Origin of the sequence: Streptomyces sp. NBC_00154, assembly GCF_026342835.1 — a bacterium.
Lineage (GTDB): Bacteria > Actinomycetota > Actinomycetes > Streptomycetales > Streptomycetaceae > Streptomyces.
On record NZ_JAPEMI010000001.1, the window covers coordinates 5,623,198 to 5,637,412 of the forward strand.

Consider the following 14,215-nt stretch of genomic DNA (forward strand, 5'->3'; position numbering starts at 1 on the left):
TCACGACGGACTGCCGTGCCGTTCCTCAGTCCTCCGATGAATCCGGCGTATCCGATGAATCCCCGGGACCGGTGTCGGTGTCGTCGTCGGAGGGCCCGTCCGGAGCGGACTCGCCCGCGGCTCCCTGCGGCGGTCCCGGCTCCGGCTTCGGCGGCTTCGGCGGCCTGGTCCGGCCGCTCGACGTGTCACGCAGATACGAGGCGTCGCCGCTCTCGGTGGCGTGCCCGCCGGGCGCCTGGCCGGGCGCGACGTCCCGGCGCCGCAGATACCGCTCGAATTCCCGAGCGATGGCCTCGCCGGACGCCTCGGGAAGCTCCGCGGTGTCCCTGGCCTCCTCCAGCGTCTGCACATACTCGGCCACTTCGCTGTCCTCAGCGGCCAGTTGGTCGACCCCGAGCTGCCAGGCCCGTGCGTCCTCGGGCAGTTCGCCCAGGGGGATGCGCAGCCCGATCAGGTCCTCCAGGCGGTTCAGCAGCGCCATGGTCGCCTTGGGGTTCGGCGGTTGCGACACATAGTGCGGCACCGCCGCCCACAGGCTCACCGCGGGCACACCGGCATGCGTGCAGGCCTCCTGGAGGATGCCGACGATGCCCGTCGGGCCCTCGTACCGGGTCTCCTCCAGGTCCATGGTCCGCGCCAGATCCGGGTCGGAGGTGACTCCGCTGACCGGCACGGGGCGAGTGTGCGGGGTGTCGCCGAGCAGTGCGCCCAGGACCACCACCATCTCCACGCCCAGCTCGTGGGCGAAGCCCAGGAGTTCGTTGCAGAACGAGCGCCAGCGCATCGACGGCTCGATACCGCGGACCAGGACGAGATCGCGGGGTTTGTCCCCGCCGACGCGGACCACGGAGAGCCGGGTGGTGGGCCAGGTGATCTTTCGCACCCCGCCGTCCAGCCACACCGTCGGCCGGTTGACCTGGAAGTCGTAGTAGTCCTCGGCGTCGAGCGCCGCGAACACCTCGCCCTTCCACTCCCGGTCCAGGTGCGCGACCGCTGTGGAAGCGGCGTCACCTGCGTCGTTCCATCCCTCGAACGCGGCCACCATGACCGGGTCGATCAGCTCGGGAACCCCCTCGAGCTCGATCACCCAGGCCTCCTTCCGAAGTTCCCTTGCGTACGCACCAACCTTACGGCTTCCGGCCTCTCCCGCCGCAGCCCCTGTGCACGGCCGGGTGAACACGGCCTCACGGGGCGCATCACCGGTCCAGCCAGGGCATCAGTCTCCGAATTCATCCGAGCTGTGTCCCGGGGATTTCGTCTCAACTCTGGACGTTGGGGCTGTCGCACCGCTATACATCGGATGACCAGAACAGAGGTCCGATGTTATTCCCCTGGGGGCGCACATGAGTCAGACCGTCACGGACTTCGAGGTCCACGACATCCGCTTTCCGACCTCGGAGCAACTGGACGGCTCGGACGCCATGAACCCCGATCCCGACTACTCCGCCGCCTATGTCGTCCTGCGTACCGATACCCCGCTCGGCTTGGAAGCAGACGGGACCGTCATCGAGGGCCATGGCTTCTGCTTCACCATCGGACGCGGCAACGAGGTCATGGCAGCCGCCATCGAAGCGTTGCGACCGTACGTGATCGGGCGCCCGGCTCCCCGTACCGCGGCCGATCTCGGCGCGCTGTACCGCGAGCTCACCCATGACTCGCAACTGCGCTGGCTCGGCCCCGAGAAGGGCGTGATGCACATGGCGGCCGGCGCGGTCATCAACGCCGCCTGGGACCTGGCCGCCAAGCAGGCGGGCCGACCCGTCTGGCAGTTCCTCTCCGAAATGACGCCGCAGGAGCTCGTCTCCCTCGTCGACTTCCGTTACCTCACCGACGTCCTCACCCCCGGCGAGGCACTCGAAATCCTGCAAGCCGCCGAACCGGGCCGCACCGAGCGCGCCGAACGGCTGCGCGCCGAGGGCTACCCCGCGTACACCACCTCGCCCGGCTGGCTCGGCTACTCCGACGACAAACTGGTCCGGCTTGCGAAGGAGGCCGTCGCCGACGGCTTCACCCAGATCAAGCTGAAGGTCGGCGGAGACCTCGGCGACGACGTCCGCAGACTCGCCCTGGCCCGGGAGGCCGTCGGACCGGACATCAGGATCGCCGTCGACGCCAACCAGCGGTGGGACGTCGCCGACGCGGTGGAGTGGATGACCGCGCTCGCGCCGTACGACCCGCACTGGATCGAGGAACCGACCAGCCCCGACGACATCCTCGGCCACGCCGCCGTACGGGCCGGCCAGCCGGTCAAGGTCGCCACCGGTGAACACGTCGCCAACCGAGTCGTGTTCAAGCAGCTGCTCCAGGCCGACGCGGTCGACTTCGTCCAGATCGACGCCGCGCGCGTGGCGGGCGTCAACGAGAACCTGGCGATCCTGCTGCTCGCCGCCAAGTTCGGCGTGCCGGTCTGCCCGCACGCGGGCGGCGTCGGACTGTGCGAGCTGGTGCAGCACCTGTCGATGTTCGACTATGTGGCCGTCTCCGGCAGCTGGGAGAACCGCGTGATCGAGTACGTCGACCATCTCCACGAACACTTCGCCGACCCCACCGTGATCGAAGCGGGGCGCTACGTCGCCCCGCGCTCCCCGGGCTTCTCCGCCCGGATGCTCCCCGCCTCGATCACCGCACACCGCTACCCGGAGGGCCCCGTATGGCAGGCCCGCCGCACGCCTGAGGAGGCCGACCGATGACCGGTACAAGGGACTTCGACGGGATGTCCGCCCTGGTGACAGGCGGCGCCTCCGGTATCGGGGCCGCCGTCGCGACCCTGCTGCTGGAGCGCGGCGCGGACGTCGCCGTACTCGACCGGGAGACCGCAGGCGCCCCCACGGGCACGCTCGCCCTCAAGGCGGACGTCACCGACGACGACGCCGTACGCGACGCGGTCGACCGGGCCGCCGCCGAACTGGGAGGTCTGCACACCCTGGTCTCCAACGCGGGCATCGGCTCCATCGGCACCGTCGAGGACAACGACGACGACGAGTGGACCCGCGTCCTCGACATCAACGTCCTCGGCATGGTCCGCACCGCCCGGCACGCCCTGCCCCATCTGCGGCGCGCGGCCGCCGACCGCCCCGGTGCCGTCTCCATCACCCAGACCTGCTCCATCGCGGCGACCGCCGGGCTGCCGCAACGCGCCCTTTACAGCGCCAGCAAGGGGGCGGTCCTGTCACTGACTCTCGCCATGGCCGCCGACCACGTCCGCGAAGGAGTACGTGTCAACTGTGTCAACCCCGGTACCGCGGACACCCCGTGGATCGGCCGGCTCCTCGGTCAGGCCGACGACCCGGCAGCCGAGCGCGCCGCCCTCAACGCCCGCCAGCCGCTGGGACGGCTGGTCTCGGCCGACGAGGTGGCCGCCGCGATCGTCTACCTGGCGAGCCCCGCCGCCGCATCGATCACCGGGACGGCACTCGCCGTCGACGGCGGCATGCAGGGCCTGCGGCTTCGGCCCGCCGCCGACTGACCCCGCTCCACCAGCCCTTGAGCCGCCCCATGCACCAGTCTTTGCCAACCCAGCACCGAGCCGGTACTCCACAAAGGACGGGACACCAATGAGAGTGCGTACGACAAGTGCGGCAGCCTGCGCCGTACTGCTGGCCGTCACTGCCCTCGCGGGCTGCAACCGCGAGTCCACCGACGACGGCGCCGGCGCCGGGAAGGTCGGTATCGACCTGCCGCGCAGCGACAGCGACTTCTGGAACTCGTACCAGAGCTACATCGAGAAGGGCGTGAAGGCCGGCGACGTCAAGGCACTGCCGCTGACCAACTCCCAGAACGACATAGGCAAGCTCGTCGCCAACGTCCAGACCTTCACCGACCAGGGCGCCAAGGCCGTGGTGATGGCCCCGCAGGACACCGGCGCCATCGCCGAGTCGCTGAACACCCTGAACGACAAGAAGATCCCGGTCGTCAGCGTCGACACCCGCCCCGACAAGGGCAACGTCTACATGGTGGTGCGCGCCGACAACAAGGCGTACGGCACCAACGCCTGCAAGTACCTCGGCGAGCAGCTGAAGGGCAAGGGCAAGGTCGTCGAGTTCCAGGGCGACCTGTCCTCGATCAACGGCCGTGACCGGTCCCAGGCGTTCAAGGCCTGCATGGACAAGGACTACCCGGGCATCAAGGTCTTCGAGCTGGCCACCGACTGGAAGGGCGACGTGGCGTCCGCCAAACTCCAGTCGACGCTCGCCGCGCACCCCGACATCAACGGCATCTACATGCAGGCCGGCGGTGTCTTCCTGCAGCCCACGCTCGCGCTCCTGGAGCAGAAGAAGCTGCTGAAGCCGGCCGGTGCGGCGGGTCACATCACGATCATCTCGAACGACGGCATCCCGGAGGAGTTCGACGCCATCAGGGCGGGCAAGATCGACGCGACGATCTCCCAGCCCGCCGACCTGTACGCGAAGTACGCCCTGTACTACGCCAAGGCGGCCCTGGACGGCAAGACCTTCAAGGAAGGCCCGACCGACCACGACTCGAACATCATCAAGATTCCCAATGGTTTCGAGGACCAGCTTCCCGCGCCCCTGGTGACCAAGGACAACGTGGATGACCCGAAACTGTGGGCCAATCAGCTGGAGAAGAAGAGCTAGTCATGGACCTGGCACCACCACCTGCCGTACAGGCAGAAGGCGTCGTCAAACGCTTCGGGCCGACCGTTGCGCTCGACGGGGTGAAGCTCACCGTGCAGCCCGGTGAGTCGCACGCCCTCGTCGGCCGCAACGGTGCGGGCAAGTCGACGCTGGTCAGCGTCCTGACCGGACTCCACAAGGCGGACGCCGGCACGGTCACGTTCGGCGGGGAGCCCGCGCCCGCCTTCGGGGACACCACGGCCTGGCAGTCGAAGGTCGCATGCGTCTACCAGAAGTCCATGGTCGTCCCCGACCTGACCGTCGCCGAGAACCTCTTCCTCAACCGGTTCGACGACAACGCCCGCTGGATCAGCTGGGGGCGGCTGCGCAAGCGCGCGGAGCAACTCCTCGCCGACTACGGCGTCCAGGTCGACCCCAACACCCGGGCGCGCGATCTCGCCGTCGAGCAGCGGCAGTTCGTCGAGATCGCCCGGGCGTTGTCCTTCGGCGCGCGGCTGATCATCCTCGACGAGCCGACCGCCCAGCTCGACGCCCGGGGCATCGGGCGGCTCTTCGACAAGCTTCGGGAACTGCAGAGCCAGGGAGTGGCGTTCCTCTTCATCTCCCACCATCTGCAGGAGGTGTACGAACTGTGCACGACGGTCACCGTCTACCGCGACGCTCGCCACGTCCTGACCGCCCCGGTCGCCGACGTCGCGAAGGACGAACTGGTGTCGGCGATGACGGGTGAGAAGTCCGGCGGCGCTGTCGCCTGGCACGCGACCGGCACCGCCACGCCGCCCGCCACGTCGGTCCAACCCGTTCTGAGCACCCAAGGGCTCACCCTGGAGGGCTGGTTCGAACCAGTGGACCTCCAGGTGCGCCCCGGTGAGGTGCTCGGCCTGGCCGGTTCCGCCGCCAGCGGCAACACCGCACTGGGCGAGGTGCTGTCGGGCATGCGCAAGGCGGGCGGCGGCACGGTCCGGGTGCACGGTGCGGCCGTGCGCTCGGGAAGTGTGCCGCACGCGCTGGATGCCGGGATCGGCTACATCCCCGAGGACCGGCACGACCAGGGCCTCGTCCTCGGACGCAGCGTCGCCGAGAACGCCACCCTCACGGTCACCGACCAGCTCGGCCCGTGGGGGACCGTACTGCCCTCCCGTACCAGGGAGTTCGCCCGAGCCATGATCGACTCGCTGGACATCAAGACCCAGGGGCCGGAGCAGCCCGTCTCCGGGCTCTCCGGCGGCAACCAGCAGAAGGTGGTGGTCGCCCGCGCGCTGGCCCGCAAGCCCAGTGTGCTGGTGGCGGTCCGGCCCACCGCGGGCGTGGACGTCAAGTCCAAGGACTCGCTCCTCGGGGTCGTACGGCAGGTCGCCGACCAGGGGAACGCCGCAGTGATCATCTCCGACGAGCTGGACGATCTACGGGTCTGCGACCGCGTACTCGCCCTGTTCCACGGACGTGTGGTCGCTACATTCGCAAGCGGGTGGACCGACGCAGAACTCGTCGCCGCCATGGAAGGTGTGGGGGAAAGGGAATGACCGGCACGGTACGGCCCCCGGCGGCCGAAGACATCGAGAGCGCGCTGAAGGGTCCGCTCGCGGGCGACAGCCCGCTGAACCGGCTGAAGCTGATCCGGTGGAGCGATTTCTCCTTGGTGCCGGTGATCCTGGTGCTGATGGTGATCGGGTTCATCGTCTCGCCGGTGTTCCTGTCCTCCGAGAACCTGATCAACGTCATCCAGCAGTCCTCCGAGCTCAGCCTGCTGGTGCTCGCCCAGGCCTTCATCCTGATCTGCGGGCGGATGGACCTGTCGCTGGAGTCGACGATCGGTATCGCGCCGGTCATCGCGCTGTGGCTGGTTCTGCCGGCGGAGGGCGATCGATTCGCAGGCCTGGGAGTGATGCCCGCCTGGACGGCGATCCCGCTCTGTCTGCTGGCCGGAGTCGCGATCGGTGCCTTCAACGGCTTTCTGATGCTGAAGCTGCGCGTCAACGGCTTCATCGCGACGCTGGGCATGCTGATGATGCTGCGCGGTCTCCACATCGGCATCACCGAGGGCAAGTCGATCATCGACGTCCCGGCTTCCTTCAGCTACCTGGGCAAGGCCGCCTGGCTCGGTGCCCCGGCAGCCGTCTGGATCTGCCTGGCGCTGTTCGCCGTCGGAGGCGCGGCGCTGGCCTGGACGCGGCACGGGCGTTCGCTCTACGCGATCGGCGGCAACCCGGAGGCGGCGCGGGCAGCCGGCATCCGAGTCGACCGGATCACCTGGATCGTCCTGGCCATCGGCGGGCTGCTCGCGGCCTTCGCCGGCATTCTCTACACCGGCCACTACGGATCGGTGGGGGCCTCACAGGGTAAAGACATGATCTTCGACGTCATGGCGGCCGCCGTGATCGGCGGAATCGGCCTGAAGGGAGGTCGAGGCACGATATTCGGCGCGCTCACCGGCGTGCTCACCCTTCGGCTGGTCGTCAATGTGATGACGCTGGCCGGTGTTCCGGGCCAGTGGGAGAAGTTCCTCAACGGCGCCATCATCATCATCGCCCTGGCCGCCTCGCGCTACGCGAGCCGCGAGGAACAGGACTGAGGGCCGATCCGCAAACGCCGGACGGGGCACATCCGGCCCCGCCGGCGTTTGAGGCGCGAGGCCCGGGGCGGGGCTCCGGATATGGGAAGGGGCGGGTAGGGGAAGAACACCCCTACCCGCCCCTTCCCGCTGCACGCGCCGCTAAAGCGTCGAACGCAGCCACTGCTCCACGCTCGCGACATGCACCGTCGCCCACGACCGCGCAGCCTCCGTGTCCCGGTCCCGCAGCGCCGACAGGATCGCCCGGTGCTCGTGCAGCGTGCGGCTGACCGCGTCCTCCTGGGTCAGGCCGCGCCAGACGCGGGCCCGGGTCGTCGGCCCGGAGAGACCGTCGAGCAGGGAGCAGAGCACCGAGTTCCCGGACGACTGCACGATGCCGCGGTGGAACTCCAGATCGCAGGCGACCAGCTCCTCCACCGAGGGCTGCGCGCCGAGCGCGTCCAACTGGGAGCTCAGTAGGTCGAGTTGGGCCTCGGTGATCCGGGTCGCGGCCATGGCCGTGGCGGCCGGCTCCAGGATCCGGCGGACTGCCAGGAACTCCAGCACCGTGTCGTCGCGGTGGAAGTCCACGACGAAGCTCAGCGCCTCCAGCAGCAACTGCGGGTCGAGGCTGGTGACGTACGTACCATCGCCCTGCCGGACATCGAGGATACGGATCAGGGAAAGGGCGCGGACCGCCTCGCGCAGCGAGTTGCGGGACAGCCCGAGCTCCGCCGCGAGTTCGCTCTCCTTGGGCAGACGGTCGCCGGGCCGTAGCGCACCCGAGACGATCATTCCCTTGATCTTCTCGATCGCCTCGTCGGTGACAGCCATGACGGTCCTCCTGGATTCGGGCGGGATCAGACCTCAGAAGAAGACATCCGATGTCTCCCTTCATTATGGGGGTTGCGAGCCGCGGTCGGTCTACTGCATTGAAGTGAGTGGTGGTGGGCGGGAGTGAGTCGTGTGGGTGGGTTGGTGGGGGTGGGAACGGGGGTTCTGGGGTCGAATGGGTGACCTTGGTGGCTGTTGCTCGTTGGGCTGGGTGGCAGGGGTGCGGCCTTGAGGGGGTGATGTGGTGGGTGGTGTACGGGAGGTGGCCGTGTCCTTCGTGGTGCCCGGGCCGTGCGGGGTGGCGGTCCGGGACCGCCTCAAGCACCTCACCCCCGAGGACGAGAGGGTGCTGCGTGCGGTCGGTGCGCATCAGGGTGCGCTGGCGTCCGGTGATCTCAAGGTCCGCTGTGCGGATGGTCTGGAGCACGGCGCGCAGACGTGGGCAGCACGTAAGCGGGAGCTGACGGCACTGTCGTCGTCGCGGATCGCGGGTGCGATCACCAAGGCCACACACGATCAGTGGGCGCTGGCGCGCCGCTGCCAGGCGGCGTACATCCAGAACCTGGCGGCCGGGATCAAGACGCTGCGGCACCGTTCGTCCCTCCCGATCGGGGAGAAGGGCACCAAGCGGGCGGCGGGTGGCTACCGGTCGAAGAGCGAGTGGTTCCGCAAGTCCCGCCGCCTCGCGATGCTGGAGGCGCGGCACACGGCGGCTGTTGCCGACTGGCAGGCTGGACGGGTCCGGGTAGTCCGGGGCGGCAAACGTCTCCTCAACACCCGCCACCACCTCACCCAGGCCGAGCTCACCGAAGACGAGTGGCGACAACGGTGGGAGGCGGAACGCTGGTTCCTCGCTGCCGACGGTGAGTCGGGGAAGCGGTTCGGGAACGAGACGATCCGCGTCACCCCCGACGGCGAGGTCAGCATCAAACTGCCTGCTCCGCTCGCGCACCTGGCCAATGCCAAGCGCGGCCGGTACATCCTCACCGCCCGTATCGGGTTCGCGCACCGGGGTGCGGAGTGGGCCGACCGCATCGAAGCGAACCGGGCCGTCGCCTAACGCATCCACCGGGATATGGATCGTGGCCGCTGGTACCTCACCGCATCCTGGCGGCGCCCCGTCGTGCAGACCATCCCGTTGGAGACCGCTCGCGCCGGGGCATGATCGGCGTCGACACCAACGCAGACCACTTCGCCGCCTACCTACTCGACCGGCACGGCAACCCCATCGGCGAGCCGCACCGTTTCCCCTACGACCTGTCCGGGACCGCCGGTCACCGCGACGCACAGATCCGCCACGCCCTGACCCGGTTGATCAACTGGGCGGTGCGTGCCGGTGTCGCCGCGATCGGCATCGAAGACCTCGACTTCACGCCTGAGAAGACCCGCGAGAAGCACGGGGGCCGCAAGCGGTTCAGGCAGCTCATCTCCGGTATGCCGACCGGCAAGCTCAAGGCCAGGCTGGTGTCCATGGCCGCCGAACAGGGCCTGAGCGTTGTCGCGGTCGACCCCGCCTACACCAGCATGTGGGGTGCCCAGCACTGGCAGAAACCGCTGACCACCCCCCACCGCACCATGTCCCGTCACGATGCCGCCGGTATCGCGATCGGGAGACGCGCCCTTGGACACCCGGTCCGGCGACGGACGGCACCGCCCCCACACGACCGGAGCGATCGTGCGGGCCATCGGACCGCCCAGGCCGAACCAGGCAACCGGGGGCGTGAGGGAACCCGCCCACCCATAACGGACCGCCCCCCCGGAGGGCCGTCGCCGAGCGGGAAGCGAAAGCGGGAACCCAGCGCATCCAACACCGTTCGGGATGCGCCCAGCACGCAGCAGTGGGTCCAGGACTCACTTATGTGCACTGGCTAGGAACGGTCGAAACAGGTGGATGAACCGGGTCTGCCGCAGCTGGTGACCGATCGCTCGGTCCCGGAGCGTCGACGGCGCCTCGCGCCGTACCACCGGGGCGATCTCCTCCGCGAACCGTGACAGGGTCAGTGCACCGGGAACTTCACGACCTCCACTGTCCCCGCATTACATTGCGCGCGTATGGCGGCTGTGTGGCACGTACACCGGCCGCTCCAGGTCAGCGCGCACAGGCGCATGGCGGTACGCGGACGGGGGCGGCTCCCCCCGTGGAAGCCACCCCCGTCCGCGTACGTCGGCCGGTCTCAGCCCTTGTCGGCCAGCAGGCCCTCGACCTTGGTCCGGATCTCGTCCGTGGCCAGGCCGCGGATCGTCAGCGTCGTCCGGCGGCGCAGCACGTCGTCGGCCGTCTCGGCCCACTCGTGGTCGCGCGCGTACGCGACCTGCGCCCAGATCTCCGGCGCGTCCGGGTGGATGCGCTCGGCCAGCGCCGGATTGTCGTTCGCCAGCCGCGCGATGTCGAAGGAGAGCGAGCCGTAGTGGGTGGCGAGGTGCCGCGCCGTGTCGGCGGCCATCCGCGGTCCGGGCGTTCCGCCGTCGATCAGCAGCCGGTGCGCGACCGCGTTCGGGTTGGCGATACCGGGCAGCGGGAGCTTCTTCGGCAGACGGGCCATCGGCTCCATGTCCTCGGCCAGCGGGTGCCCGGGGAGCGCGGCCAGCTTGTTCATCACCGTACGGCCGATGTGGCGGAACGTCGTCCACTTGCCGCCCGCGACCGACAGCATCCCGCCGCGGCCCTCCGTCACGACCGTCTCGCGCTTGGCTTTGGAGGTGTCGCCGGGACCGCCCGGCAGCACCCGCAGGCCTGCGAAGGAGTACGTGATCAGATCGCGCGACAGCTGCTGGTCCTTGATCGAGAACGCCGCCTCGTCCAGGATCTGCGCGGTGTCCTTCTCGTTGACCGCGACGTCCGCCGGATCGCCCTCGTACTCCTCGTCCGTCGTACCCAGCAGCAGCATGTCCTCCCAGGGCAGGGCGAACGTGATGCGGTACTTGTCGATCGGGGTGGCGAGCGCGGCCTTCCAGGGGCGGGTGCGCTTCAGGACGAGGTGCGCGCCCTTGGACAGACGTATCGAAGGCGCCGCGTTCGGGTCCTCCATCTTCCGCAGGTGGTCGACCCACGGTCCGGTGGCGTTCAGCACGAGCCGGGCGGTGACGCCGAACTCCGTGCCGTCCGTACGGTCCTCCAGGTCTGCGCCCGTCACCCGGCCCCTGGTGAACCGCAGCCCGGTCACCGCGGCGTGGTTGAGGACGACCGCGCCCGCGTCGACGGCCGCACGGACCGTCATCAGTGCCATCCGGGCGTCGTTCATCTGGTCGTCGCCGTAGACCGCGACGGCCTTCAGATTGTCCGTGCGCAGCTCCGGCACATCGCGCTGCGCCTTCGCAGGGCTGATCACATGGCCGACGCCGTCACCGAACGCGGACAGCGCCGAGTACGCGAACACACCCGCGCCCAGTTTGGCCGCGCCGTGCGGTCCGCCCTTGTAGACGGGCAGGTAGAAGGTGAGTGGGTTGGCCAGGTGCGGGGCCACCTGACGGGACACCGCACGTCGTTCGAAGTGGTTCTCCGCGACCAGCTTCACCGCACCGGTCTGCAGGTAGCGCAGGCCGCCGTGGAGCAGCTTGGAGGAGGCGGAGGAGGTGGCGCCGGCGAAGTCGCCGGCGTCCACCAGAGCCACCCGCAGCCCGGACTGCGCGGCGTGCCAGGCGGTGGAGATGCCCAGGATGCCGCCACCGATCACCAGGAGGTCGTACGTCGCCTTGGAGAGCTGCTCCCGAGTCTCGGCGCGGCTCGGAAGAGAGCCGGAGGCCGGGTGCGTCCCGAGGGCCGGGACGCTCTGCAGGGTGGTCATGTCGATTACTCCTCGTCTTCGATCCAGCCCATGGTCCGTTCCACGGCCTTGAGCCAGCTCTTGTACTCGCGGTCGCGGCTGTCCGCGTCCATGCGGGGGGTCCACTCGGCGGCCCGGCGCCAGTTGGCGCGCAGCGCGTCGGTGTCCGGCCAGAAGCCGACGGCGAGACCGGCGGCGTAGGCGGCGCCGAGGCAGGTGGTCTCGGCGACCATGGGCCGCACCACGGGTGCGTCCAGGAAGTCGGCGAGCGTCTGCATCAGCAAGTTGTTGGAGGTCATGCCGCCGTCGACCTTGAGGGCGGTCAGCTCGACGCCCGAGTCCTTGGTCATGGCGTCGGTGATCTCGCGGGTCTGCCAGGCGGTGGCCTCCAGTACGGCACGGGCGATGTGCGCCTTGGTGACGTACCTGGTCAGGCCGGCGATGACGCCGCGGGCGTCGGAACGCCAGTACGGGGCGAACAGGCCGGAGAAGGCGGGCACGAAGTACGCGCCGCCGTTGTCCTCGACCGACGAGGCCAGCGTCTCGATCTCGGCCGCGGACTTGATCAGGCCCATCTGGTCACGCATCCACTGCACCAGCGAGCCGGTGACGGCGATGGAGCCTTCCAGGGCGTAGACCGGCTTCTGGTCGCCGATCCGGTAGCCGACGGTCGTCAGCAGCCCGTTGTACGAGTTGACGGGCGTCTCACCGGTGTTCATCAGCATGAAGGTGCCGGTGCCGTACGTGGACTTGGCCTCGCCCTCGGAGAAACAGGTCTGGCCGAAGAGGGCGGCCTGCTGGTCGCCGAGCGCGGACGCGACCGGGACGCCGGCCAGGACGCCGTCCTTGGCGGTGCCGTACACCTCGGCGGAGGAGCGGATCTCGGGCAGCACGGCCGCCGGGATGTCCATGGACGCGAGGATCTTTTCGTCCCACGCCATGGTGTGCAGGTTCATCAGGAGGGTGCGCGAGGCGTTGGTGACGTCGGTGACATGGACGCCGCCCTCGGTGCCACCGGTCAGGTTCCAGATGACCCAGGAGTCCATGGTGCCGAAGAGGATGTCGCCGCGCTCGGCGCGCTCGCGCAGGCCCTCGACGTTGTCGAGCAGCCAGCGGACCTTGGGGCCGGCGAAGTACGAGGCGAGCGGCAGCCCGGTCTCGCGGCGGAAGCGGTCCTGGCCGACGTTGCGGCCGAGTTCCTTGCAGAGCGCGTCGGTGCGGGTGTCCTGCCAGACGATGGCGTTGTGGACGGGCTCACCGGTGTTCTTGTCCCAGAGCAGCGTGGTCTCGCGCTGGTTGGTGATGCCGATCGCCTTGACGTCGGCAGCGGTGATACCCGCCTTGGCGACGGAGCCGGCGACGACTTCCTGGACGTTCTCCCAGATCTCGGCCGCGTTGTGCTCGACCCAGCCCGGCTTCGGGAAGATCTGCTCGTGCTCCTTCTGATCGACGGAGACGATCCGGCCGTCCTTGTCGAAGATGATGCAGCGGCTCGACGTGGTGCCCTGGTCGATGGCCGCGATGAACGGTCCGGTGGTGTGTGCGTCGGTCACGGTGTGCTCCTGGAAGTCTGTGGGATCTGAGGGTTACGGCTCAGGGCTCTACGGTTCACGCGAAGGCGAGGTTGTAGAGACCGCCCGCGATCGCGCCGCCGATGAGGGGACCGACGACCGGGATCCAGGCGTAGCCCCAGTCGGAGCCACCCTTGTTCGGCAGCGGCAGCAGCGCGTGCACGATACGCGGACCGAGGTCGCGAACGGGGTTGATTGCGTAACCGGTCGGGCCGCCGAGCGAGAGGCCGATGCTGACGACGACCAGGGAGGTGATCAGCGCGCCGAGCGTGCCGAGCCCGTTGCCGTCGTTGTTCAGGCCCTGGGTGAGGATCGCCAGGACCAGCACGACGGTGGCGATGACCTCGGTGACCACGTTCTGCACGGCGTTCCGGATCTCCGGGCCGGTGGAGAAGATGCCCAGCACCGGGCCGGCCTTCGGGGCGGCGGCCTGGTCGACCAGGCCCTCTTCACTCGGCGGGCTGTGCAGAGTCTCCGGGTCGGTCAGATGGGCCCGGAACTGTCCGTAGTACGTCAGCCAGACCAGCACCGCGCCGATCATCGCGCCGAGCAGCTGGGAGCCGATGTACAGCGGTACGTCGCTCCATGCGGTGCCGCCCTTGATCGCGAGGCCGATCGTGACCGCGGGGTTGAGGTGGGCCCCGGACACGCCGCCGGCCAGATACGCGGCCGTCAGTACTGCGAAACCCCACCCGAAGGCGATCGAGAGCCAGCCGGCGTTCTGTGCCTTGGAGTGCTTGAGAGTGACGGCGGCACAGACACCGCCGCCGAGCAGGATGAGTACGGCGGTACCGATGGTCTCGCCGATGAAGATGTCGGAGCTGGACACCCGCGACTCCTTTGTCCTTCGTCCAGGGAAGCCGAACCCCGGGTCCCTCCGGTGGTCCGCGCCCTCAGGTG

At 69.1% G+C, this 14,215-nt stretch carries 10 protein-coding genes and 1 pseudogene; 6 read left to right on the forward strand and 5 right to left on the reverse strand.

Annotation, left to right across the window (positions count from 1 at the left end):
* Positions 1-25: 25 nt before the first annotated feature.
* Positions 26-1,087: a PAC2 family protein gene (locus tag OHA03_RS25195; RefSeq protein WP_267006049.1), complete on the reverse strand. Its 1,062-nt coding sequence runs from the start codon at positions 1,085-1,087 to the stop codon at positions 26-28.
* 256 nt (positions 1,088-1,343) lie between these two features.
* Between OHA03_RS25195 and OHA03_RS25200 the strand changes: the two genes are divergently transcribed.
* The 5 genes from OHA03_RS25200 (at position 1,344) to OHA03_RS25220 (ending at position 7,167) form a co-directional block, all read left to right on the forward strand.
* A complete protein-coding gene (locus tag OHA03_RS25200) occupies positions 1,344-2,690 on the forward strand; it encodes an L-fuconate dehydratase (RefSeq protein ID WP_267006050.1) in 1,347 nt (448 codons plus the stop codon).
* A complete protein-coding gene (locus OHA03_RS25205; RefSeq protein WP_267006051.1) occupies positions 2,687-3,466 on the forward strand; it encodes an SDR family NAD(P)-dependent oxidoreductase in 780 nt (259 codons plus the stop codon). Before OHA03_RS25200 ends, OHA03_RS25205 begins: the two co-directional genes overlap by 4 nt.
* 88 nt (positions 3,467-3,554) lie before the next feature.
* On the forward strand, positions 3,555-4,595 hold the full coding sequence (locus OHA03_RS25210) for a sugar ABC transporter substrate-binding protein (protein ID WP_267006052.1): 1,041 nt from the start codon (positions 3,555-3,557) through the stop codon (positions 4,593-4,595).
* A 2-nt stretch (positions 4,596-4,597) separates the two neighbouring features.
* Complete coding sequence (locus OHA03_RS25215; RefSeq protein WP_267006053.1) at positions 4,598-6,118, forward strand: sugar ABC transporter ATP-binding protein; 1,521 nt, start codon at positions 4,598-4,600, stop codon at positions 6,116-6,118.
* Positions 6,115-7,167 carry an ABC transporter permease gene (locus tag OHA03_RS25220; RefSeq protein ID WP_093775138.1) on the forward strand — a complete coding sequence of 351 codons (1,053 nt, stop codon included), beginning with the start codon at positions 6,115-6,117 and terminating at the stop codon, positions 7,165-7,167. Before OHA03_RS25215 ends, OHA03_RS25220 begins: the two co-directional genes overlap by 4 nt.
* Positions 7,168-7,308: 141 nt before the next feature.
* Here the strand turns inward: OHA03_RS25220 and OHA03_RS25225 are convergent, their stop codons facing one another.
* Positions 7,309-7,980 (reverse strand): FadR/GntR family transcriptional regulator, encoded by a 672-nt coding sequence (locus OHA03_RS25225; protein ID WP_267006054.1) that lies wholly within the window; start codon positions 7,978-7,980, stop codon positions 7,309-7,311.
* 244 nt (positions 7,981-8,224) lie between these two features.
* On the opposite strand from OHA03_RS25225, the pseudogene OHA03_RS25230 reads away from it, so the two are divergent.
* A pseudogene (locus OHA03_RS25230) lies at positions 8,225-9,852 on the forward strand (IS200/IS605 family accessory protein TnpB-related protein).
* 302 nt (positions 9,853-10,154) lie between these two features.
* Here the strand turns inward: OHA03_RS25230 and OHA03_RS25235 are convergent.
* The 3 genes from OHA03_RS25235 to OHA03_RS25245 are packed head-to-tail and all read right to left on the reverse strand — an operon-like array spanning position 10,155 to position 14,144.
* Positions 10,155-11,765 carry a glycerol-3-phosphate dehydrogenase/oxidase gene (locus OHA03_RS25235; RefSeq protein ID WP_267006055.1) on the reverse strand — a complete coding sequence of 537 codons (1,611 nt, stop codon included), beginning with the start codon at positions 11,763-11,765 and terminating at the stop codon, positions 10,155-10,157.
* Between the two features lie 5 nt (positions 11,766-11,770).
* On the reverse strand, positions 11,771-13,297 hold the full coding sequence (gene glpK / locus OHA03_RS25240) for a glycerol kinase GlpK (protein WP_267006056.1): 1,527 nt from the start codon (positions 13,295-13,297) through the stop codon (positions 11,771-11,773).
* Between the two features lie 55 nt (positions 13,298-13,352).
* A complete protein-coding gene (locus OHA03_RS25245) occupies positions 13,353-14,144 on the reverse strand; it encodes an MIP/aquaporin family protein (protein WP_267006057.1) in 792 nt (263 codons plus the stop codon).
* Positions 14,145-14,215 lie beyond the last annotated feature (71 nt).

Excerpts from the sequence above, each read along its gene's own strand:
- OHA03_RS25210 (WP_267006052.1), top strand. The coding sequence starts at position 3,555 with ATGAGAGTGCGTACGACAAGTGCGGCAGCCTGCGCCGTACTGCTGGCC.
- OHA03_RS25235 (WP_267006055.1), bottom strand. The coding sequence starts at position 11,765 with ATGACCACCCTGCAGAGCGTCCCGGCCCTCGGGACGCACCCGGCCTCC.
- OHA03_RS25225 (WP_267006054.1), bottom strand. The coding sequence starts at position 7,980 with ATGGCTGTCACCGACGAGGCGATCGAGAAGATCAAGGGAATGATCGTC.
- OHA03_RS25215 (WP_267006053.1), top strand. The coding sequence starts at position 4,598 with ATGGACCTGGCACCACCACCTGCCGTACAGGCAGAAGGCGTCGTCAAA.
- OHA03_RS25200 (WP_267006050.1), top strand. The coding sequence starts at position 1,344 with ATGAGTCAGACCGTCACGGACTTCGAGGTCCACGACATCCGCTTTCCG.
- OHA03_RS25205 (WP_267006051.1), top strand. The coding sequence starts at position 2,687 with ATGACCGGTACAAGGGACTTCGACGGGATGTCCGCCCTGGTGACAGGC.
- OHA03_RS25220 (WP_093775138.1), top strand. The coding sequence starts at position 6,115 with ATGACCGGCACGGTACGGCCCCCGGCGGCCGAAGACATCGAGAGCGCG.